Origin of the sequence: Legionella brunensis, from assembly GCF_001467025.1 — a bacterium.
Taxonomy (GTDB): Bacteria; Pseudomonadota; Gammaproteobacteria; order Legionellales; family Legionellaceae; genus Tatlockia; species Tatlockia brunensis.
This window is the reverse complement of record NZ_LNXV01000033.1, coordinates 480,111-504,521: the sequence shown is the minus strand read 5'-3', so window position 1 is coordinate 504,521 and position 24,411 is coordinate 480,111. Positions and strand designations below refer to the sequence as shown.

Here is a 24,411-nt window from a genome sequence, read left to right as displayed (position 1 = left end):
ACTATACTTTTTGTAGTATAGGAGCATTAGTAATGCCTGCCAATGACAATTCAGATATAACCTTATCTAGGCAATTTGCCGATACCCGTGTTTATTTGCTTGATGTATTAAATTTACAGCTTGATGAATTGTTAGTGGATAAATTGAAACCTCAGTCGGTGGGCGTTCCTTTTATTAATTTTCAAAATGATCCTCCTCAAGTTGTTGCCATTAAAAAAGTCATCAACAGCCTCTATCATACTGAAAAAGCGTTGGAACACTGGGAAAGTGTTGATACTACTACAGTGGTAGGGTGGGCCACAGCTGCTCCTTCATTATATAAGGCGCTTCGTCAAGTCTATAAATCCATATCCATGCTTGATGATGCAACCCCAGAAATCAGGAGATTTATCACTCAAAATTACTATGTTATAGAGCCTTTATACTCTAAGACGTATGAATTAATTAAAAAATCAGGCTGGGCGTCAGAGTTTGTGGAGTTAGATACCACTGAGAAAGCATCTAAGGTTATAGGTGAGGGTATTTCTCTCTTGGGCCAAGATTTGGGTACGTGGAATCAAGCCAACCCACTTATTGCAACGTTTGATAAAATATCAAACCTAATCAAAGACATAACTGCTGTTCAAGATAAGGATATAACCGAACAAAATAAAAAAGAAAGAATGGATGCTATCTATTCCTTATTAAATGATTTGGATAATAATGCGTTTATTGGTCAATTATCCATTGCCGATTTTGAAGATGCTAAAGCAATACAGAACTTATTAAATTGGTTTAAAACGATTCAAGAAGATGGATTTGATTTTACCAAAAACTCAATAGAACAATATGTCTCTTGGGCTAATTATTATTTGCCTAAACTAATATTGCTGGCAGATCAGTTAGAGCGACAGAATTATTTAAAACCAGGTTTGCTATCCCAACATCTCAGCTCTAATGCAGATAGCTTGGCGCAACAAATAAATGGGCTGCTTGATTCTAATGATACTTATGATATTACCCAAAGGGTAGTTGAGACTAGTTTATTGCGCCAAATTAGAGAGCAGCACATTGAAGATAGCCAGATTAAAAGTGTGCAAATAATTATGACAGCTGAGAGGCAGCAAATTGCTGCTGCTCATTTTTTTAAAATTTTACGTGGATATAAAGGAAAATCTTTATCCGAAATTATTGAATCAGATAGGGTTTTACTAAGACAAGCTTATCCTCAATTACAGATAGCAGTAGCTCATGCAAATTTAGATCTTGAAAATGCATTAACCGAAGTTTTAAACACATTAGGCCCAGAAAAAATTTCAACAGAGCCAAAATCATGGTGGCAAAAAACAATAGAGGGTTTCGGCTATGTTGCTAGTTTTGTATACGATTATGAAGTGAATAGGCTGCTAGTCACAGAGAGTTTTGTTGATAAATCGATTAATGATCAAATTAGTTCTGAACAATTTAAGATAACGATAGCAGAGAAAGCTCGTGATAATTTAGGCGATGAGAGTCCTAAAGAAGCACAAATCTCTACAGAGGAATTGTCTCTCGAACAGAGAGTCTCAAAACGGATTGGTGGAATTAAGAAAAACTTAATGGAGAAAATTCCTGAGAGAGAAGTGGTTCCTAAGCGATTTGTGCCAGTTAAAGTTACTGATTTGACTAATTTACACGGAACTCTTACCTATATACAGAGCCTGAAATTATCGACAGAGGTTCGTGAGTCAAGAGAGGCTATGATAACTCTGGTTAAACGTCATATAGCAAAAGGGCAAGTCTCTGAAGAAGGCGTTAATGCTTTAAGTACGCAAGTTATCATTGATGAAAACTCTGAAATACACGAGCAAATAAAACAGGTTGAAGAAAATTTATTGCGCTTAGAAAAGGAACTGGCTTATTTTGAGGGGATTGATTTAAGCTGGGGGATTACTGTTCGTTTAAGAACCTATATTGCAGTAGCCGCAGCTGCGAATCAATTGAAAAAAAGTGTGTTATTACTTACACCAGATGCGCAAAAAGCTTTAGCCCCTGCATTACCACAACTTTTGGCTATCGGTTCTACTTTATCTAACAAAGATCACTCAGCGATTGACTTGTCAGCCGTTGAAAAACTAAAGCAGTCAAAAATAGGCACTTTGCCGGGAAGTCCAAAAGAACAATATGCGGAAAAAAGCACTCCCATAGTTGAAACGACAAAGGATGAAAAAGCAACAAGAGTAACAGTCGATAAAACAACTGAAACTGGTGCTACTACAGAAAAAGCTCACCAGGTTGATGCTGTAGACTATACCGACTATATTGAAAAAATTTCTATAGCCAGAACCTCATTACTTTCGAGATGTCAATCAAGATTATCTGGGCCAATAGCTTCAAGGTTAACACCCCAGAGAGAGGGGCTCCCTTTTATTGATATAGATAAAGAGCCACCACAAGTTGCTGCAATACAAAAAATGGTTAACAGCTTGTATTATGCAGAAGCTGCCATAAAAATATGGAAAGGTATCGATACTCGAACAACATTAGGCAAGGTGGCTGCAGCTCACCAAGGTGTTGCGGCATTATCGCAACTATATAAATCTTTTCAGTTATTTACTGAGGCAGCTCCTGAGATTCAAAATCTGCTTCGCGAGAATTACGATTTAATCAAACCTGCTATTGATAGCGCAAAAAAATTGCTTAGTGAAGAGGGTTGGAACAGTCAATTTGCTGGAATGGAACTGACTCAAAAAGTTGGGAGTATTATTGGGCAGGTACTTGTATCTGTACAATCTTCTCCTAGTGAAACAACACAAACTGCTTCATTAGTTAGATTATTATCTGAATTACCCGCCTTGATGAATAACATGTCTAATTTAGTGGGGGCTGAGGAGGTCTCTGTAAATAGGCTTAGAATAAGTGAAGAAAGAATAGATGCAATTAGTGACATATTGGAGTTGGTTTTCGAAGAGAACTCTTCTTTTTTCAAGGTATTCAAAGGTCCGCAAGCAATTATAGGTCTTATCGACTTAAACAAAAAATTTCAAAGAGAAGGAACTAATCTGCAAGAGGCAACAATAAAGTCTTATCAGCAATGGATACAAGAGCGTTATCCTGATCTACTGGTCATGCTGGATGAAATAGAAACGCGCTATTACCTGAAACCTGGGACTTTATCGGAGCCTATAATTCTCGAGGTAGATAAACTCAACGATAAGTTGAACGAAGTTATTGAGTCTAAGCCTCCAGAAGATAAATTTAAAAAAATAGTTCTCTCTTCTGATTTGGCTCCCATTAGAAAAATGACACTTGATATTAAAAAAGTGGAACATTGGAATGAAGTATTTGAACATGAACATCATTTGAGAGCTGCTCACCTCTTTTTTGATACTCTTCGAAAGTATGAGGGCAAATCGTTTTTAGATATAAATAAGGAAGATCGCAGCATTCTACGGGAAAATTTTGCCATCATACAATCTGCTATGGCTAATAGTAATCTGGATTTATCAAATGAATGTGTTGTTGCTTTAAATCAACTTGAAACGATATCTCCTAAAGAGTGGATAGGTGTTAAAGTTTCGATTGCACAAATAATAAAACAGCAGAATTTGGTGCAGGATTATATTGTGCAAAGGCACGAGTCAGTTTTATTCAAAATTAAAATTCTTGATCATGCGATTAATCATATAAAACTCACTGCCCAAGCTTCCGTTCGTTTTGACGCAGAAGAGCCCTCTGTGGATGCTTTGCAGAAAAATTATTTAGAGGCACTATCTCACAGACCCATAGTAGGTCCAGGTAAGTTAGAGCCTATTAACTCATCGTCATTGTATAATGTAAGGGGCAATTTAGCTTACGTTCAGGAATTACAAATCTCCTCTATTGTTGCTGAAATACGGAGCCAATGTACTCAGATAACAAAAGACAAATTTTCCAGTTTGATTCAGAAATATTTGAAAAAACAAGAAGGACAGCCGTTACATGCTATTAATCCCGATGATCCTTTAATGGTACGTCAAATTAAGGAAGTAGAGAACGGACTATATCATTTGGAAACAGCTTTTAAGCATTTTGAGCAGTTCAACAAAAGTGACAAACTTGTAGTCCAGGCAAGGGCTGTAATTGAGATTAAGCATAAAGCCGATCAATTAAAAGATATACTCGAAAAATTGACGCCAGAATTAACAACACATTATGGTCCAATGGCAATAAAAATGTTGGAGTTCAGTACAAAGATTCGAAATATTGAATATAACAAAGAGGACCTACAAGATTTTATTACTGTAATTCAAAGTACTAAAAAAGAATTGCTAAAAAGAAAACCCCCTAAACAAGCTACTTCTGAAAAAGCGTTTTTTGATTCTAATAGCCCTCAATTGCAGACTCATCCTGGCTTTTATGAAACAACAGGTAGAAAAGCAACAAGGCTTGGTATTAAATATCTGTATCGCGCATCACCAAGTCTGGAAGAGGCAAGAAGATATTTACAATCGCGTTATTCCGATGTATTTGGTAAACAACCTCCTATTATCCGTGGCTATACAAGGCAGCATCTAGCCGATGAAAAATTAATGCATAGTGAAATTAGTAGATTGAAATTAGCACTGCAGGAGCATTATGGTTTTAATTTAACAACGGTCGGAGTTTTTGTTGATTTAATCCAACAAATACAACGTGTAGGTGCTCAAACTTCTGAGGTAGTGGGGATGGTCAATCAATTGGTCACCAATGACTATCTTAAAATAAAAGAGGATGCTTATAAGAATATAATTACTCAGTTATCGCGAGAAGAGGATTATTTATGTTTAAAACCAGGAACATTAATTAATCCCGCAATGTTCATAGTTAATCAATTATTTTTATCTGCTGCTCTTGAATTAGACATGCCGTTTAATAAAAAGATGTCTATTTTAGATGATAAAATATTCCTGAATCAAATCGTTATCGACACGGAACGAGAGATAAAAGATTTAAGAATAGCTTTACAACAAGAACCCTCCAATAAAGAAATAGAATTCAAAATCAAGATTAAAGAAGATAAGTTATTGTTTTTAAACGATAAGATTAAATTATTTGCGAGTCAAGAGGATACCCGTAAAACTAAAAGTGCTTTATTGGACATGCAATTTGAAACTTATTTACGGGATAAACTTAAGGGTACACCCATTATAAAACCTCTCCTTGATCAATATGAAAAAGCTGTAAGAGCACACTATAAGCGTGATAAAGATAGTTTCCTTGCTGCCGCTGATTGTGCTCAAGAGTTGTATGATTCGATACAGAATTTTGAAAGAGGAAATGTAGGCAATTATTTAATAGTTAATGAAGCATATTCTATGTTGCATAAATTTAGTTTGAAACTTCCCCCACAAAATCAGGAGTTAAAAAACTATATTGATGCAATTAATGCAGAACTGATTCATGAAAATAGTTCTATTGAAATGCGAGCACAAAAAGTACAGTCATTGCCTAATGATAGCCAGTTTATTGCAAAGTTGAGTATGGCTGATGAAGGTACAAGCTTCTTAATGAAATTCACACAATTCTTGGAAAGAGTGACTTTAAGTATTATTGACGCTATAGCAACTGGTAAAAATGTTATTTCTCTCTATAACCAGGCAAAAATGAAACATTTAATGCAAAATATAGAAAAAACGCTAACGGCGCCAGAAGTCAATGCAAAAAATGATGTTGAGTGTAAGAAAGTAGCTACAGAGGGCTTGAATGCTGAACGAGAAGAGATTGAGTTGGTTGAACTAGATGAAGACAATATAGAACTTGATAATGAGGAAGGGTTGGAAAAACATACACCCATGAGATTTAATTAAATAATAAATATAACATTACTCTGTTAATGCTGAGTGGCTCGTATAATTCACATCTAGTGAATTGGATTGTAAGAGCCTAAGTGGCGTTTCTCTTGTATCAATTCATCAACTGCATTTGCTTTAACACTTATATTAGCTAGATCAGTAGCATTGAAAGAAACGGTTTCTGATGGTGGTTCAAGCTTATATTTTTGCAATAAGTCTTTGAATTCATTTAAACTGTGAGGTTCAAAAAAACCAAAAATATTACGCTTTATTGCACAAGTATCCCGTATTAAAGCTACGATTATTGTTTCATCGGTCTTATTCAGCGGATGGTGGGAAAGCCACTGTGAAATAACATGCAATTTCTTTATTTTATTTTCTGAATTCAAAGTAAACCAACTAGCACGAGTATCTGCTTTTTGTTGAATATTACTCATTAATTTTTCCACAATAGTTTTAAGAATAAGAGCGTTATCTGTTGATAATGGTCGAATGCCCTCTTGATTTTTTTTAATCGACTCTTCACTCACTGGAGATGCAGTTCCCACTGGCATTGATGAGTGTTGGGTAACTTCTGGTGATGCTTCAGTTACTTTTTCGGTTTTGGGAGATGACGCTTCCATTGGCGGCAACGCAAAAGATGAGTTCGACGAGGACTTAAATAAGTTTTTCAATGATTGTTCAATCTCCATTTTTGTGGGAGCACAAGCTCCATAATTTTGATGTGCAATGGTACTTAATACTTTCGTACAATAGTTATTAAGATCAGAAAAATTTGGTGAGATGGATTTTTTTTCCGACTCTGCTAATTTTTGAGCAGCTAATTGAAAGAGAGTTAGGCTTGAGGCAAGTTTTTTGGCGTCAGTATCTGAACCCATCAGTGTCAAAACGTCTATTCCTTCTGCTAATTTATCGGCAACAAGTTTAACCATGTCATAGTAGCGTGTAAAAAGAATAGGATCCCTTAAATAATCGCAGGCCTCATTAAAATCACTGATACCATATTCTTTTGCAGTGCTAGAGTAACCAAGCGATTTAAGTTGAGGAAATATATACCAAATCCAATGGCTAGTTTTCATGCCAGCGGCAATTTCTCTATAAGCTTTCTGATAAACAGTTTCTTTAAAAGGATATTCGTCGATGTGATCTTGCTGATCATGAAAACGTTTTAAGCGCTCGTTCATGTGTTATAACTTCTTTTCAAATAAAGATTTCTAAGCTGAGCTTAGCACAACATTGTTAAAGCAATATTATGTAAGCAAGCTTATGAAGTGATTATTTGCTAATGATTAACCGCTGTTTCAAAAATGTTTCTTCATGATTTTTATAGAAAATTCCTCAGGCATGGGTAATTTTACCTATATGCTCCAATGCGCCAAAATGTTAAATTAATGCCCAATAAATTCATTAGTGAACCATTTCGATAGAGCCACGCAATGACGATATATTATTGGGAAAAACTTATAGGGGATCCGGTTCAACTGGCATCATACCAGGAAACTATAAATAAACTGGTCAGGGGCGATTATAATGCAGCTGATCTTGAACAACTAAAAGGCCATCGTGTTTATAGCGTTCGTATTAATCAAAGCGATAGGCTTCTTTTTACAACGATCCATATCCAAGGCAAACCCTGTCTTTTGCTGTTGGAAGTTGTTTTAAACCATAAATACCACCGCTCTCGTTTTCTTAATCCTACAGTTTTAAAAAATCATATTAATGCGAATATTGATGGTTTGACGGAAAATGTAATTAGTGAAAAGAGTTTTGTGAGCTGCAGTAAGGACGAGCTAGTTATTGAAAAAGATTTGTCAGAAAAAGTCCAGTACTCCCGAGTGGAATTTTACAATAAAACTTTCGTTGAATTTAATAACCAACAGCAACAAGCGCAGCATGCTTCATTGCCAATGCTAGTTAGTGGTCCTCCTGGTTCTGGTAAGTCATGTGTGGCTTTTTCTCTTCTAGCACAGGCAGTGACTCAGTTAAGTGAAACAGATGAGTCCATTCTTTATATCACCGAATCTAAAAAATTAGTGGATGAACTAGAGAAAATGTGGGGTGAATCAGCGATTTCTCAAGGGCTTTCAGAAGATAGGGTGCAATTTAAAACCTATGCACAACTCCTTGCAGAGGTTGCTCCAGAAACTAAAGATAAAATAATCGTGGGCGAACTTCATTTCAGAGAATGGTTAGTTAAGTATCTCAATAAACAAAAGCAGATTCTAAAAGCGGCAAAGAAAGAGACAGGGCTATTGGATATTTTTGCAACAAAAGTTAATGAGGTTTACCAAGAGCTTAGAATTTTGGGGGCTTATACACCCAAAGAGTATATGGAGTTGGGGAAAAAACAATCACTATTTAAGGAATCCTCACAAAAACAATGGCTGGTTGAGGTATATCAAGCCTATGCTAAGGAACTAACTCTCAGTAATTGTTTAAATCCTACTTTTTATTCCTTTGAGAGCAACGTTCGCTACTCTCGTATTATGGTAGATGAGGCACAGGATTTTTCTCATTTCCAACTGCAAAAATTAGCTGAACTCGCGATTAGTGAAAATATTTGTTTTTTTATGGATAGCCATCAAAGTCTTAATGATAAGCTATCAAAGCGTCCTTTCCTTCTGGATTTGTTTAAAAATCATGAGTCATTTAAGCAGCAGCAACGAAGAATGACTCATATTGAATTGCCCGCTACCTATCGATGTCCACCTAATATTATCAATTTGTCAAATGGTATTATTGCCATAAAAAATAGCTTAACCGGTGGGATTGCAGATAAGAAGGAGTTTATAGAAATTGCTTCTTACAAAGAGGCTAAAATAGCCGGTAATGTGCAATGGCGAGATGGGTTTACGAGCGATGATCTTGCTCAACTTATACAAGTTGCGCAAACACCGTCTTTAGCTGTAGTTACCCATAAAGAATATAAAAAAGAAGCAGCCGATAAGTTTAAAACTGTTTTAGTTTTTTCAACTGACGAGATTAAAGGACTTGAATATCCTATTGTTGTGGGTTGGCGACTTTTGGATGACGAACTTTTTATCGAAGCTAATGATATTTTGACGCATCAAGATAGCGATACTTTAGGTAAAGCAACCTTTCGCGCTAAGGACGGAGTGGGAGATGACAAATTTGGTCCTTTGTTTAATAAACTCTTTGTTGCTGTAACACGATGCCAAAGTGATTTTGTATTTTATCAGCCAAAAAATCGCAAACTGGCAACATTGACACGTCTTTTACAAAATGAAATAGCACAGACCAACAGCCAGAAGAGACTCTCTTATAAAGAGACCCCTTCATCCTCCAATTGGTATGAGGAAGCAAAAAGACAATATGAGAATGGAAATATCGAATTGGCCAGGCAAATTTTTTATAAACTGGGGCTACAAGAGGCCGATTTTATAAACTATTTCAAACCTAAGGAGCAAGAATCAAGTGCAGTGTTGGTAGAAGCGCCTGTGGCTAATAACACGCAAGAGGTTGTGCGAGCAAAAAATAAAAAGGGGGTAGCTTCAAAAAAAGTTGCTAATGCTCGAGCGCCAAAGCAAAATGTATCCGCTTTGGATGATAAGCAGCTATATGTACAGGGATTACTAAAAAATTGTACAGAAAACAATTTAATCTCTCTTTTTAAAAGTAATAGAACTAGCAAATATCTTTTTGAGGTAATAGTACCAGGTAAAGATTGTCTTTTTGTCGAGCTCATCCGCAGTGAAGCAACATGCAAGCTGTTAACAAAAGTACTGAGAGCAAACCCACGTTTTGCTGAAAAGATAACGGCTGCGCATTTAGAAAGCTCTCAGCGTGGCACAGAGAAAAACGCTCTATTGTTTACTTTGATGCAACGGGTTGATGGTCAACTTTTATTTGATGCTTTAGTTGAAGTCAACCGCGAATTAATTGAAAAATTATCAAGCAATATTTTCTTTCAAACAGAGGGGACACCCAACGGAATATCCATTTTTTCTGCAATGATCTTAGGCCAGGTTAGTCAGGCAACGTTGCTTAAATTTGTAAAGCATTGGAGGTCACCGTTAACAAATATATCTTTTGATATTTTATCTAGCCCATTTTCCCCTAATGATAAAGTATGGAGAAATGTTTCTCCTTTGCATGGTTTTGCTTCTACTGAAAGTGGTAAAGAGCTTATTTTAAATCTTCTAGAGCAAAATCCCGAATTCAGCTCTTTGTTTACTACGGAGTTTTTATGCAGTTCCGTGTCGCGAATCGAGAAGGGAGACTCATTATTAGCATTACTTGCAGTTCCTTCCAGAATAGGCCAGGAAATAATCAAGCTTTTATTACATAAGAACCCGAAGCTAACAATTCCTGCAGAAAAATTATTTAAATTGTACTCGACAAAGTTAGTAAAAGATGGCTCATTGATATTTTGGCTTGCACAGTTCCCGACTGGTATTGAGATTTTGCACCTATTGGTAGAAAGGGAGCCGTCCTTTATAGAAAAGATAAGCGCAACGATTTTGTTACATGAAACTATCACAAATGGATCATCTTCCCCTCTGTTTTGGTTGGTAACAGAGGACTTGGGACATCATTTAGTAATCGAACTTATAAACTCCAAACCCAGTTTACTGGATGAATTGGCCAGAGGTGTATATCAGTTTCTAGTAAAGAATAAGGAAAAAAAAGTCTTATTGGGTGGTAAGAGCATTGAGACAGGAAAAAGTATTCAGGCAGAATTCTTATATGCGTTGTTTGCAAATGATAATGAAGGAGAACTATTTAAATTACTGACTCAAAAAGAGCCAGCAATATTTAAGGCAATTACTTCTTCGATGTTATGTCAGGTTGAGGAGGGTATCGATAGTTCAATTTTATATCTTCTAGCGAGAGATGAGGATGGTCAAAAAACTCTTCTGCAGATGGTGCAACAAAATCCGCGAATAGCGGATCGATTATTAGTTAAAACACTCACGCAAGATCTCACGCCGTATCCGTCAGCCATTGGATATTTGACAGAAACAGCGAGAGGTTTTGAATTACTTGCAGAAATATTCAAAAACGTTGAGCTCATTGGGTACTTGCCTGCAACCATTCTTAATGAAATGCATTCGGCCAAAGACAAGTCGCGACGACGTTTTATTCTAGAATATTTAACAAGCTCCGTTGCAGGTTTGAAATTCCTTTCTCATTTAATCAAGCATAGTGATATTTTAAGAAAAAACATAGAGATTGAAATTCTTACAGCCAGTGTTCAGCATGCAGTAAACACAACAATTGTAAACTCTAATTCGGCGATTTTGGATGAAGAGATCATGAGTTTATTTTGGTTATTGCTAAAAGACCGTCGAGATTTAGGTCATACAAGTTTTCTCAAGGCTTTCTTCTTTCCCTTGGAAGCCTCAATTTTCTACCAATTAGCTAAATCAACTAATGGTCCTGGGTTACTTCTCCACATACTGCAACAAAACCCTAAGCTCGTTGGGATATTTCTCATTGATGCCGCGCGTCATTGTATCGACGATTTGATTGTAGCTCCAGAAGGAGAGGAAATTGTCAAATTGTTGGTTAAAACATCTTTAGATTCAGGAGTAGATCCGGAAAGTTTGATTCGTAATGACAGTAATATGCCGCCTAAGTCTGACAATTCGAGTAGCTCTGCTGAGAATGAAGATTTAAATGAACAGAAGGGTAGCAATAGTAATCATTTTCAATTCTTTCCAGCCCAGGTGAGTTTGTCACCTAAAAAGCCGGCTGCATCGGGGACATCACTGACATTAGGTTAATTACGATAATATCAACGAGGAATAATTTGCCGATAGAAATTATTCCTCGTTGATATACTAAATTCTATTCCTCTTCACTCTCGTCGTCCTCTTCATCCTCTTCTTTGCTGTCATTATTACTATCATCTTTCTTGGTAGTGTCTGTTGCTTGTGTAGAATCAGCTGTTTCACTGGAAGGGCTAGTTTGAGTAGTGGCTTGATTAGGATTTTGAACCCCTGAAGAACATGCTGCAGCGATTTCATTGATTTGATCGGTATATTGTTTGTCAGTCATATTGTCTGCAGTTTTAAGAAGTGCCACCAGTTTTGGTTTGGCGCAAGAGCAATACTCTGAAGACGCTTGCTTGTCATTGTCATTCATCTTTGGAAAGACAAGGGTAAATCTGTCTGTACAGTATTCATTGACATCGTCCGCATTGGCTTTGTCTAAACCGACTTCATTTTCCAGCGAATCCATGGTGTCTTGCAAAAGCGTTTGAGACATACAAAGTTGCATGGTTTTGTTGATTGCTTCTTGAGTGTCTAATGGTTGCTTAGCGGCGCATTCACAATATTTTTCACCAAAATTTTTATAATCAACCTTATCTTTTATGTCATCCATTCTTTTCATCCATGAATTGACACAAGTGGTTTGAAAAGATTGCTCAGTCCCATTACTAGTATCTGCAGCATTTATGCTAAAAGGCAGAAGGCTCAAGAAAGTGGCAATTAGAATAGATTTAACATAATTTGAACTCATCTGTTCGCTCCTTGAATTTATAGTATTTTTTATCATTAGCTAATTAGAGGATTTAATCGAGGATCTGCTAAAATTGCAAGGCAAATGTTGCCAACATGCTGAATAATTTGATTCTTTTGCTGGATGTACCAGAGCTTGCTCGCTAACTAGCCATGGTTTTTTAGTTTCAAACATAAATGCTAGTGTGCTCTCATAACGAGTAGGCTTTAACTCTTCGTGAATAACGGCGCGGTAGGTATCATTATCAGGTCCATGAGCTGACATGCAATTGTGAATACTAACGCCACCCGGCAAAAAGCCTTCTTTTTTTGCGTCGTATTCACCTTGGATCAGTCCCATTAATTCACTCATAATATTGCGGTGAAAATAGGGCGGTCTGAAAGTATGCTCGGCAACCATCCATCGTGGCGGGAAAATGACAAAATCAATATTGGCAACACCTGGCGTATTACTTTCCGAGGTTAGAACTGTAAATATCGAAGGGTCAGGATGATCAAAACTTACCGTATTGATAGTATTGAATAATGTTAAATCATAGGTGTAAGGGGCGTAGTTTCCATGCCACGCTACCACATTTAAAGGGGAGTGATTTGATTTTGCAGCCCAGAACCGTTGCTGATATTTGCACAGCAGCAAGACTTCTTCTTGAGTGTTTTCAAAGGTGGCATGTGGGTAAATAAAATGCCTGGGGTTGGCTAAGCCATTAGAGCCGATAGGGCCTAGTTGGGGTAAACTAAAGGGAGCTCCCATATTCTCACAAACATAGCCTGCAGCAAAAGATGAGTCTAGATTAACCTTAAACTTAACTCCTCTCGGGATTACAGCAATTTTGCCGGGAGTAATCATAAGTTGGCCAAATTCAGTATGTATAGTCAATTCTCCCAAGTAGGGAACAAGTAACATTTCGCCATCGGTGTTGCTAAAGTAACGCTTGTGCATAGATTGATTACAACGATAAATAAAGGCATTAGCTGATTTATTTCCCGCCAAATAAAATAGCCCATCTACAAAATCTTTAGGATCGGAAAGCTCAGGGAGAGGAGCCCAGCGCATAGGGTTGGGGGTTTGCATGTCGGCATACGAAAGTGAAGTTGCATTTTCATAGGGCTTATAGTCTTCATGAACTACTGAGGGAAGTGTGCGATAAAGCCAGCTGCGTAGGTTGACATGTCTTGGTCGTGTGAAAGCAGTACCGCTAAGCTGTTCTGCATACAGACCGAACTCACATTGTTGTGGGGAGTTTTGCTCTTTTGGCAACGCACCCGGTATTGCTTCAGTTTGATGATAATTACCGAATCCTGCTAACACCTTTATCTCCCTTAAGAATTTTAACGCAATAGCATAGCTTGAAAAAGTGAAAAATGTCGAGGGTGCTAACCTCATGCCTATTTTCTTCTGTAATGTTCATATCCTGCACTACATCAGTTCTTTTTAGATGGCTGACGATGTATAATTTACTATTAATTACCGCTTTTTCTTTTTTGAGGTGTAGTCATGGCCGGACATAGTAAATGGGCAAATATTCGTTTCCGCAAAGGTGCGCAAGATGCCAAGCGTGGCAAGGTTTTTACGAAGCTTATCCGTGAAATTACAGTTGCTGCAAGAATGGGGGGAGCAGATGAGACTGCTAATCCAAGATTGCGTGATGTTATCAGTAAAGCACTTAAAGCCAATATGAAACGAGATACTATTGATAATGCTATTAAGCGTGGAGCAGGTGGTTTAGATGGCGCTAACATGATAGAAATGCGATACGAAGGCTATGGTCCTGGTGGTGTTGCTATCTTAGTTGATTGTTTATCGGATAATAAAAACCGTACCGTTTCTGAGGTAAGGCATGCATTTACCAAGCATGGTGGAAATTTAGGTACAGATGGTTCCGTTTCCTATTTATTCACTAAACAAGGTGAAATTCTTTTGGTAGAAGGGCAACCTGAAGATCAAGCAATGGAAGTTGCTATAGAGGCTGGTGCTGAAGATGTCATTACTGAAGATAATCAAGTTGAAATTATCACAGCAGCTGATAACTATCATGCTGTTTTGACTGCCTTGCAAGAAGCGGGCTACCAAGTAGAACAATCGCATTTAACCATGCGTGCCCAAACTATGGTTCCCTTAGATAAAGACTCAGCCGAAACGTTAATAAAATTAATTGATATGCTCGAAGATTTGGATGATGTACAGGAAGTTCATAGTAATGCAGAGCTTCCAGAAGCTTTATTCGAAACTGCCTGATGATTATTTTAGGAATTGATCCTGGATCCCGAATTACTGGTTATGGGATCATCAAGGAAGAAAGACGTAAAATTCAATACATTGATAGTGGGTGTATCAGGACTTCCGAAGGTGAATTAAGTCAGCGCTTGTTACAAATTTTTGACGGCATTTGTCAGCTCATGGATGACTATAATCCTAATGAAGTTGCTATAGAACAGGTATTTGTGCACCAAAATCCTAGTTCTGCACTCAAGTTAGGGCACGCAAGAGGGGTGGCAATGGTGGCCGCTGCTTCTCATCGGATAAAAATTAGTGAGTATTCTGCACGCGAGGTTAAACAATCACTAGTAGGATACGGCGCTGCCCAAAAAGAGCAGGTCAAGCATATGGTGGTTAAATTATTGATGCTTAATAATGTTCCTCAAAGTGACGCGGCAGATGCTTTGGCCATTGCAATTTGTCATAGTCATATGCGCAATAGCTTATCCCTTATTCAGCGAACACAAAACTCTACTAGGAGGCGGGCACGATGATTGGTTGGTTAAATGGAAAAATTTTAGATAAAAATCAACTTGGGAAATTAGTGCTCGACGTTAATGGTGTTGGTTATGATGTAGAAACCTCTTTAAGTACTTTTTTTCAGCTGGAGGGGCAATCTGGATCGATAGGATTGCATATTCACACTATTGTTCGGGAAGATGCATTACTACTCTTTGGCTTTCTCGATAAGCAGGAGCGCGCATTATTTAGAGCATTAATAAAAGTGAATGGTATAGGACCCAAGGTAGCCATGGCTGTGTTATCAAGCATCACCCCAGTTGAGTTCATTCGCTGCATTGAAGAGCAGAATGCAATGCTTCTAACGAAAATCCCTGGAATAGGTAAAAAGACAGCGGAACGTCTTCTAATTGAAATGAGAGATAGTATAAAAAATTTCTCCACATCCATAGACATCAGTTATCAGCCACAGAAATTGCCACATGTTAGACTTGAGCCAGAGGAAGCAATAAGTGCTTTGGAGGCATTAGGCTACAAACAACAAGAGGCAGTAAAAATTATTAAAAAAATTGATGATGGCAACAAAAGTTGTGAACAACTCATACGTCAAGCCTTGCAATTATTAGCAAAGTAACTTCTTGCGACTAATTGAATGGCTCATTTGGTTAGAGATTACTAGCGATAAATAAATGATCTAGGCAGAAGGTTGTTCTGCTTTTGTAGGAAAATAAACGCGTACTATGAGTCCAGTTCCTTCGGGAGGAGAAGAAAGTTCTACTCGGCCTCCATGAAGATCAGTAATTTGTCGAACTATGGCCAACCCTAGGCCGCTGCCGGGGCTTTTATTACCAAGCACACGGAAAAATCGCTCAAATACTCGGCCTTGTAGTTCATCTGGAATTCCTGGTCCGTTGTCTCGTACTTCTAAAATTAATTCTTGTTTTTGTGGATAAATGCGAACAGAAACTTTGCCATTTTCTTTGCTATAGCGAATTGCATTATCCACCAAGTTACGAATCAAAATACTTAAAGCGGTTGGGTTACCTGCAAAGCGTGGTAAGGATTCATCATGCTCAAACTCAAGTTCGATCTGTTTTTCTACTGCAGAAGGTGCCAACATAGCGAGTACCTCACGAGTTATTTTAACGAGATTAACTTCATCAATGTCGTTAATGCTAGCTGCCTCGGGAACTAGTTTGCTCATGGTGAGCAATTGCTGAACAATATGGGTGCTACGGTTAACGCTTGCAATTAATTTCTGAAGAGCCTGGTTTTTTTCATCAATATTATTAGTATTTAAAGCAACTTGCGCCTGAGCTTTTAAGGCTGCAAGAGGTGTGCGTAACTCGTGAGCAGCATCGGCTGCAAAACGTTTCTCACGTTCGAAACCTTCCTTAAGTCGGTAAAATAATTTATTTAATTCATCAATTACGGGTTTAATTTCCTCGGGTACTTCCTGTAAATCCACAGGTTCAAGATGAGTAGGAGCACGGTTTGCTACCTCTTGAGCGACGCGATCAAGGCTATCTAAGCCTCTCCCAATAATTATCCAAATTAACAAACCTGACAGTGGGAAGGTGAGTAGCATAATATAAAGATCATCTTGAGCAATGCGATGACCTAATTCGTTACGGGTGTCATAGCGTTCAGCCAATACAGTTCGCACTCCGGCTTGCTCATTGTAGGTGGTAAAGACACGCCATTTTTGATTAGAGACTAATTTATCACTAAAGCCATCAACCTCGGCAGTAAGTGGAATTTTAGGTGCGGTAGGTGAATGCAGCAAAAGTTTGCCGCCATTTGTCCAAACTTGGAAATTAAATTTATCCAGATAACTTTTTGGGGGCAGATCATTTAAAAATCTGCGCTGATAATAATTATCAATTTTTTGCGGAATAATTTCCAGAGCGTCCTGAATCTTTCCTAGAGGGCGCTGATGAAGATCGTCTCCTAATAACGCCTGATAGGATAGGGCAGAAATAGCCATCAGAGTATCAAGATGCTCTTGAATATCTTTTTGGTCTAAGTAGTAATTACCTATCGCTGTTAGAGTTGTTGTAATAGTTATTGCTAATAATAAATTAATTAGCAGAAACTTGCGTATAGAAGATTTCACAATGCTTAACTACTCTCATTTTTCTCTGCCATATAACCCACACCTCGAATGGTGCGAATAAAATTGGCATTGAGTTTTTTGCGAAGGTTGTGAATATGAACCTCCAAGGCATTAGAGTCCACATCCTCATCCCAGCCATAGATACTTTGCATTAATTGCTCACGCGATAATACTTGACCACTGTTTTCGAGTAATTTTTGTAGCAATGCAAACTCTCGACGTGGAACATTGACCATAATATCATCAACATACACAGAGTGTGCTGCTGGGTCGAGAGTAATATTGCGGTATTGTAAGACTGCATCTGCACGACCTTGTGAGCGTCTAACAAGAGCTCGGACTCTGGCACTCAATTCGTTCAAATCAAAAGGTTTTGTGAGATAATCATCAGCACCGCTGTCTAACCCTTTCACTCGATCTTCTACGGTTTCACGAGCAGTAAGAATTATAACTGGAGTGGCGTTGCCATCATGACGAATGGCTTGTAAAAAGCCTAACCCTGAAAGTTTGGGTAAACCTAAGTCTAGAATAATTAATTCAAAAGATTCTGATTTAACTGCGGCTCTGGCTGCTTCACCATCTTTTAACCAATCTACAACATAGCCAAATTGGGTGAGACCTGCTTTAACCGCGTCACCTAATAACTCATCATCTTCAACCAGTAGCAATCGCATTCTTGCTCCTAATGTATTAATCCCTAACGGGAGTCACCTGAGGGTTGTTGTTCTATCTCTTTTTCAATTAAATGTCTTGTCAAGTAAATTGCTTGTATAAAAACAAACAATAATGTAAAGCCAGCACCACCAAACAACTTAAAGTTAACCCAAACGTCAGTACTATAAAAGTACGCTACATACAGATTAACACTCCCCATTAAAATAAAAAACAGCGCCCAAGCATAGTTTAAACGATACCAGATTTTTGAGGGTAAATTTATGTTTCCATCCATCATTTTTTGGATTAGTGGTTTTTTACTAACCAAAGGTGAAAGAAGGAATACTAATGACGTAAGCCAATAAATCCCCGTTGGTTTCCATTTAATAAACCAAGGGTTATGGAAGAATAAAGTTGCTCCACCTAAAACAAAAATTATAGCGAGACTTATTAAATGAATTTTTTCATAGCGCTGGTGCTTAAGGCGGTAAATGAGTACTTGCAATAAAGAAGCAGCCATTGCTACTGCGGTGGCATTGTAGATACCGAATAGTTTATAACTGATAAAAAAAATTAAAATCGGAAAAAAATCAAAGAGTAGTTTCATAGTTATGGTTAAAATTTAATACTTACTTAAGTATATCACACGATTTAAACTCTCATACAAGCAAGTAAAAATTTGCAAGCTTTTGTTTTAACTCGTTAAAGGTAAAAAATACACTAACAAGTGTAGAAACTTGTTAGTAGGTTCAAAATGTTGCCGAGTATCACGGATTTAGAGTTGATTGCCCCTGTAGTTGTGTATTATTTACTACAACAGTTAACCAATCACTAATTTTTGCCCCGGATGAAGTAGCTTTTTGTTAATACTCGGATTTAGTTTGGCAAGTGTTGATACTTTGGTCTTATTCCGCTTTGCAATACTACTTAAGTTGTCACCCGCTTTCACAATATAAACCCCATATTTGACTGTACGCTTCCATATGGTTAATTGTTGGCCTTGTTTTAAGGGCTGGGTGTTATTAATTTGATTCCATTTTCTAATTTCTGAAGTGGAAACATTATATTTTTTTTCTAACACTGAAAAGGTTTCACCTCGTTGAACAATATGAAGAACTTTATAGCTTTGGGTTGTGGCGGGCTGATCCGTTATTGCAAGTATCGTTGACTTAGGTGCTGCAACGGGTGTGTTCTTTGTGCTTGGAATAAGAACATACTGTCCCTTCCTAAGTTTGTCAGACTTTAATTGATTCAATTCTTTCAATAATTTCACTGTTGTAAAATTCTTGCGAGCTATAGAGTTTAAATCATCACCTGGACGAACTTGATAGCGACTCCAGCTGACTCGTTTATCCTCAGGAACGTTCGCAAGATTGCGGTTAAAACTTGCAACTTTATCTGCTGGAATAAGTAATTTGAATGGTTTGTATGGCGCAGTCGTCCAGCGGTTGAAGCCAGGATTTAATTTAATAAGATCTCTATATGAGATACCGGCAAGTTTTGCGGCATGATTCAAATCAATCTGACTACCAATATTGACTTCCTCGAAATAAGGAACATGAGGGATATCAGGCAAGCTAATCCCATAGCGTTGTGGGTATTTAATAATCTCGGCCAGTGCTAAAAGCCGCGGTACATAAGCTCTGGTTTCATCAGGTAAGGGCAGAGTCCAGAAACGGATATACCTTGATTGACGGCTGTTCTTTATTGCTCGGGAAACGGTTCCTTCTCCCGAGTCATAGGCGGCAATTGCTAATATCCAGTTACCATTAAAATACTTATTTAAATAAGTTAAATAATTCAAAGCCGCATCGGTTGATGGACGAATGCTGCGACGAGCATCAAACCACCAGTCTTGTTTCAGCCCCAAATTGTTACCAGTTCCAGGCATGAGTTGCCACAAACCAGCAGCACCGGCACCTGAGTAAGCAAAGGGATCATAGGCACTTTCTATCATGGGAACTAGTGCTAGCTCGCCAGGTAGCCCTCTTTTTTTGATCTCCGTGACTATATGATAAATATAGGGTTCGGAGCGGGCTAATTTATTTAAATAACTTGGATGAGAAACAAGCCATCGAAGTTGTGTTTGTACTTCAGGTTGCGTAGTTTCATGATTTAAACTGAATTGATTGCGCATCACATCCCAGACATTCTGGGTAGCCTGTGCAACAGTTGAAAACACGTAAGAGCATGACAATAAAAGGATTAAACTAAAAATTCTTGGTCTAAACTTCAATGTGACAGCCTATTACGAATTGAAAGGCTAGTCAGTGTACTAAATAAAGTCCAAGCAATAAACCCTTTTTGTTTTTTTTGTGACCCAAAAGAGTTAAATTAGTTCTATATGTTAAGAGAAATTATCTTTATCAGCTCGTAACTGCTTAAAAACAAAGAAAGAATTAGTATTTTTATTATTCCTTAATTTTGCATAATTTTTAACTTCTTCTTGGTCTGAACGCAAGAAGGGATTAATTTCTTTTTCCAAAGCAATGGTAGAAGGTAAAGAGCAATGGTTATTTTCGCTTAATTGAGCAGCGTAATTATGTATGGTTAAATTATTAGGTTCTATATGTGCTGCGAAACGAAGGTTTTGACGAGTATATTCATGGGCACAAAACACTTTTGTTTGATCTGGTAATCCTTTTAATTGATTGAGTGAGCCGTATAATTCTTCAATCGTACCATCAAACACTCGCCCACAACCTGCTGAAAACAGAGTATCACCGCAAAATAACCAACCGTGATTAGGTTCATAAAGACTGATATGGGTGGCGGTATGCCCTGGTGTTTCAATGATCTGAAAATTACAAGAAAGAAGAGATAGCTTGGTACTACCGGTTAGTGTGTGGGTAATATAGTGAATCCGTGCGTCTTCAGGGCCATAAACTTCTATATTGGGAAAGGCATTGACTAGCTCTGAAACCCCGCCGATATGATCGTAATGATGGTGGGTAAGTACTATTGCTTTAAGTTGTAAAGCGTGTTCATTGACATAATCAAGGACAGGCTTTGCATCCCCTGGGTCAACACAGAAAGCAGTATTTCCTTTTCCTTCGATAAGTAACCAAATATAATTGTCATGAAACGCAGAAAGCGGTAATACCTTCATACTTACGTCCCTGTATTAATAGAAAAACTATAAGTTTAATAATCTCAATAAAATTAGCAACAAGCTAATTCATTTCTTTCTTCTGTCTTGCTCTTATAAAGTGGGTTATAACTTACCATAGCTTCCCCTTGCGGTTTAAAGAAAGAATGGAGTTTATAAGTTTCGACCCTACTCGTTGAAGAAAGGGGTTTATAAAGTGGATTATAAGTAACTTTGCCAGTGTTCTCTGAAGTAGCGCTGTCTATAATATTATCTTCTTCATGACTTGTAAGTTTCATTGGTGTTGTGGTAGTTGTCATTGTAGTTGAAGATTGATTCCTGGTGTTGTCAGCAAGAATTTCTGTCATGCGATGGCCTTTATAGGCTAAGTATAAGTTGTTTGCTTTACCTTGCATTTCTTGACGTTTTTGAGCCATTTCCTGATAAGCTTCTAGCCATTTTTCTCTAAAATCGGGTAAATGCACCCATAAATTTTCGATTTGAGCTACTTCAGGGGCTCCTTTTTGATTAGCTATAGCGATAGACTCTTTTAAAATCCCCTGTAATGTTTTTACAGTATAAGAAATATTCTTGTACTGAATAACTTCTTCATCATTTGTGCTTTGCACCATCGCCAAGATAATACTGTTATAGAGCCTTGATTGTGAATAGCGTAGTACATGAGGTGAAGGGAAGAATAATAAGCTTTCGAAGACCTGGCCTTTCTCATTTGCATCAGAATAGAGAGGCACTGCGAACGAAAATTCCTGGAGTTGTTCGCTGTTATTTTTAAGTAATTCCTTCAGATATAAAAGTCCTAATACGCCGCAAGAATCAGAATCTACCTGGGGTTGTAGTCTTTTCATGGGGTCTTCGTCGAGTGTTGTAGCTGTTTTTTTATTGACCGTAAAAGTTACAAAAGGGGATAAATCAGTAACAAACATTTTGCTAAAGTCTGTTGATTCAAACATATTACTTTCATGTAAGAACCAATTAACAGGCTTAATAATTCGATCGCGTTTTACTAATAAAACTTCAAAGTGGGCTGAACCTTTAGAACGGTTATTTGTAAAAAAATAAATTACGGTTTCATCACCAGCCAGAGTATTTTGAATAGATTTTACTTCAGCTATCGCTTGAGTTTTATCAAGGCATATTTTGTTTTTACGCTCGTGCAATGCTTCAAGTTTCTCTTGTCGATATTCATCTAATTTCTTACGACACTTTAATCTTTTAACAATAGTGTTTAACTGCAATTGTTCCTCTTCAGACAATTCCTTGAATTGATTCTCTTTGTTTAAAAATTTATCTTTTATTGCTGCGTATAATTCAGGGTAGTACTTTTGAAAGTCAGAGTGTTTAGTATTTTTTTGATTGAGTCTATATTTGCCAGGTAAAGAAACCCCTGGAGGTGACCAGTTATCCATAACTTGTTTGGCATAAACTAACTCTTCATTTTGATACTCATTAATTTCAGCCTGTAATTGTAAATAATTTTCGGCCATCATACGACGACCTGTTGCTGTTGAGCCGTTAATAACGTAGGGTAGATTGATTTGATATTTGCCAAAAAAGTAAGGAACAAGCGTATTGTAATCGCTGACGTTTAAGCGATATGGCTCATGTTTCTTTTGCTTAAGATACTTTCTTTTTGACGACATCTCGAAGTCCTAATCCTATTAAAATATCCCTATTTTAAAATAATAGGATTAAGGCAGTATTAATAAAGTATAAATTCGATTGGATTTATGCAATTGCACACTTTCAGCTTGTGGACTAAAGCTGTTGGGATGTTTTCAAGTTATCCTGTTTAGGCTGTGTTTTGCTTTTATGTGTCTTTTGAAGCAATAGTTGCATTGGGGCAAAAAATTTAGAGTTCTTGGCAAAACTGAAACCCCTATTTTTAGTCGATTCTTTAGGGGTAGGTGTTGAATTTTCTTGCTCCAAATCATTGGCAATAACTGGTACAACTTTCTCGTCTTTAGGTGCTTCTCTGGAGTGGGTTATTTCTTATAGTTTTGTCTGTGTATCTTCAAGGGATTCTCTCAATAAATTTTCTCTTTTTAGTTGCAATCCATTCCCAATAAAAAGTGTTTTCCCATAGCCATAAGAGACATTCAATTTGATTGATAGCAGTTTTGCCGTGCTTAAAAAAACAGGTTGTGGTTCATCATCGTGAATGAAAGATTTTGCCAGTTATATGTTCTTGCATCAGATAGCACAAGCTGTTCTTCTTTCGTCACTGCGGCGCGAGCCATTGCTAAACCATCTGGGAGTTCTAATAAAGTGTCAGGTATTGCTTTAAGTAATAAGGCGTCAGGATTTTGAGAAATGAGAAAAGTTCTTACGGGAGTATTTTCAAAAGGGTGAGCATATTTAAAACTAACCTCGTATTTTGCATACACAAATGTGCGTTCGATATCATTTAATACAAATTTAATTTGATAGGCAATATCATCTTTTTTTTCACCCAATTGTAGGTCTGTTACGGAGAGTACCTTGCCGCCTAAAATCTGGGTAATTCTCAATAAAATATCCGGGCAGACTTGCCATCTGGGTATTTTTGACCCTGCATTTCATGGTATTGGTCAATGTTAAGACAATATTAACGAGGTATTTAGTGTGTCTATTGTGACGAATTATGGAGATTTCAATCAGCTTTTAATAAAAAAGAAGAAACTCCCGGATTAAATACTGTTCGTAATTGCTCAAGAATACTTTTCATCTCTTTGGCTAATGTGTAGGGGGGATTAATTATCGATAAGCCACAGCCTGTCATTCCTTGTTGGTTTGCTCCTGTTAAATAAAATTCCAGGCGTAATTTGTTTTGAGTATCTATACTCTCCATCCCTCTCAGCAGTTGCTGGTGCAATCTATTATCCACCAATGGGTACCAAAGACAAAAAATGCCGGTAGAAAATCGCTGGTAGGCGGATTTAATTGCTTTAGGGATTTCTTTGTATTCCTCTTTAATTTCATAAGAGGGATCAAGAAAAATCACGCCTCGCCGCTCAGGAGGAGGTAATAAGGAGTTTAAGTTAGCCAAGCCATTGCTATGGCTGAAAAAAACGCGTTTATTTGCGTGAGGCAGCGTGGCTAGCTGTTCGAATTCGCGAGGATGTAATTCACAACAGTATAGGCGATCTTGGGGTCTTAACATTTCGATTGCAAGCGATGGCGAGCCAGGATAAAAACGCAGGCCAGTTGGCTTATTAATGTGGCTAATACATTGAAAATAAGGAGAAAATAGGGGTGAAAATTGATTTTTATGCTCCCATACCAAATTAATGCCCTGAAGATACTCGCCGGTTTTTGTAGCCTGAGAATCCTTTAAATCATAGATTCCCTTTCCTGAATGCGTCTCAAGATAAAAGACAGGTTTTTCTTTGGTGATCATGTAGTTAAGGATACGAGAAAGGGTTAAGTGCTTCACAACATCGGCAAAATTACCGGCGTGATATCCGTGTTGATAACTGAGCATAGAATGACTTACATGAAAATTAAACAAGTATAAACGTTATAAGGCTTTTAGCAAAACTCTTGATGTTCCCAAGGTGTTATTAGCTGATAAAGTATTCTGA

Annotated in this window: 16 protein-coding genes; 5 read left to right on the top strand and 11 right to left on the bottom strand. The window is 37.5% G+C overall.

The features are described 5' to 3' along the window. Positions 1-32 precede the first annotated feature (32 nt). A complete protein-coding gene (locus Lbru_RS13505; RefSeq protein WP_058442647.1) occupies positions 33-5,786 on the top strand; it encodes a hypothetical protein in 5,754 nt (1,917 codons plus the stop codon). 53 nt (positions 5,787-5,839) lie between these two features. Here Lbru_RS13505 and Lbru_RS13500 read toward each other — a convergent pair whose 3' ends face one another. Next, positions 5,840-6,955 (bottom strand): DUF1810 family protein, encoded by a 1,116-nt coding sequence (locus Lbru_RS13500; RefSeq protein WP_058442646.1) that lies wholly within the window; start codon positions 6,953-6,955, stop codon positions 5,840-5,842. 252 nt (positions 6,956-7,207) lie between these two features. Here Lbru_RS13500 and Lbru_RS13495 point away from each other — a divergent pair, with 252 nt between their 5' ends. Next, a complete protein-coding gene (locus Lbru_RS13495) occupies positions 7,208-11,518 on the top strand; it encodes a UvrD-helicase domain-containing protein (RefSeq protein ID WP_058442645.1) in 4,311 nt (1,436 codons plus the stop codon). A 64-nt stretch (positions 11,519-11,582) separates the two neighbouring features. Here the strand turns inward: Lbru_RS13495 and Lbru_RS13490 are convergent, their stop codons facing one another. Next, positions 11,583-12,257 (bottom strand): hypothetical protein, encoded by a 675-nt coding sequence (locus tag Lbru_RS13490; protein WP_065235468.1) that lies wholly within the window; start codon positions 12,255-12,257, stop codon positions 11,583-11,585. Positions 12,258-12,296: 39 nt separating this feature from the next. Beyond that, complete coding sequence (gene hmgA, locus Lbru_RS13485; protein WP_058442684.1) at positions 12,297-13,565, bottom strand: homogentisate 1,2-dioxygenase; 1,269 nt, start codon at positions 13,563-13,565, stop codon at positions 12,297-12,299. 186 nt (positions 13,566-13,751) lie between these two features. Between hmgA and Lbru_RS13480 the strand changes: the two genes are divergently transcribed. From Lbru_RS13480 to ruvA, 3 genes are read left to right on the top strand one after another with little or no spacing between them, the layout of a single operon-like run. After that, complete coding sequence (locus Lbru_RS13480; RefSeq protein WP_058442644.1) at positions 13,752-14,492, top strand: YebC/PmpR family DNA-binding transcriptional regulator; 741 nt, start codon at positions 13,752-13,754, stop codon at positions 14,490-14,492. Next, on the top strand, positions 14,489-15,007 hold the full coding sequence (gene ruvC, locus Lbru_RS13475; protein WP_058442643.1) for a crossover junction endodeoxyribonuclease RuvC: 519 nt from the start codon (positions 14,489-14,491) through the stop codon (positions 15,005-15,007). Before Lbru_RS13480 ends, ruvC begins: the two co-directional genes overlap by 4 nt. Further along, positions 15,004-15,606 carry a Holliday junction branch migration protein RuvA gene (ruvA, locus tag Lbru_RS13470; protein ID WP_058442642.1) on the top strand — a complete coding sequence of 201 codons (603 nt, stop codon included), beginning with the start codon at positions 15,004-15,006 and terminating at the stop codon, positions 15,604-15,606. The genes ruvC and ruvA overlap by 4 nt, the downstream gene beginning before the upstream one ends. A gap of 60 nt (positions 15,607-15,666) precedes the next feature. Here the strand turns inward: ruvA and Lbru_RS13465 are convergent, their stop codons facing one another. The 8 genes from Lbru_RS13465 to Lbru_RS13430 form a co-directional block, all read right to left on the bottom strand. Beyond that, positions 15,667-17,088 carry an ATP-binding protein gene (locus tag Lbru_RS13465; protein WP_058442641.1) on the bottom strand — a complete coding sequence of 474 codons (1,422 nt, stop codon included), beginning with the start codon at positions 17,086-17,088 and terminating at the stop codon, positions 15,667-15,669. A gap of 5 nt (positions 17,089-17,093) precedes the next feature. Continuing rightward, entirely contained in the window at positions 17,094-17,762 is a 669-nt protein-coding gene (locus Lbru_RS13460) for a response regulator (RefSeq protein WP_058442640.1), read from the bottom strand. 23 nt (positions 17,763-17,785) lie between these two features. After that, positions 17,786-18,349 carry a septation protein A gene (locus tag Lbru_RS13455; protein ID WP_058442639.1) on the bottom strand — a complete coding sequence of 188 codons (564 nt, stop codon included), beginning with the start codon at positions 18,347-18,349 and terminating at the stop codon, positions 17,786-17,788. 213 nt (positions 18,350-18,562) lie between these two features. Next, positions 18,563-19,924 (bottom strand): lytic transglycosylase, encoded by a 1,362-nt coding sequence (locus Lbru_RS13450; protein WP_420795332.1) that lies wholly within the window; start codon positions 19,922-19,924, stop codon positions 18,563-18,565. A 165-nt stretch (positions 19,925-20,089) separates the two neighbouring features. Continuing rightward, positions 20,090-20,851, bottom strand: a complete 762-nt coding sequence (gloB, locus tag Lbru_RS13445; RefSeq protein WP_058442637.1) for a hydroxyacylglutathione hydrolase — start codon at positions 20,849-20,851, stop codon at positions 20,090-20,092. A gap of 53 nt (positions 20,852-20,904) precedes the next feature. Then, the gene (locus Lbru_RS13440; RefSeq protein WP_058442636.1) at positions 20,905-22,491 is read right to left on the bottom strand and encodes a hypothetical protein; all 1,587 of its coding nucleotides are present in this window, start codon (positions 22,489-22,491) and stop codon (positions 20,905-20,907) included. 486 nt (positions 22,492-22,977) lie between these two features. After that, the gene (locus Lbru_RS13435) at positions 22,978-23,358 is read right to left on the bottom strand and encodes a hypothetical protein (protein WP_058442635.1); all 381 of its coding nucleotides are present in this window, start codon (positions 23,356-23,358) and stop codon (positions 22,978-22,980) included. A 122-nt stretch (positions 23,359-23,480) separates the two neighbouring features. Then, on the bottom strand, positions 23,481-24,311 hold the full coding sequence (locus tag Lbru_RS13430; RefSeq protein ID WP_058442634.1) for a 23S rRNA (adenine(2030)-N(6))-methyltransferase RlmJ: 831 nt from the start codon (positions 24,309-24,311) through the stop codon (positions 23,481-23,483). Between the last annotated feature and the right edge of the window lie 100 nt (positions 24,312-24,411).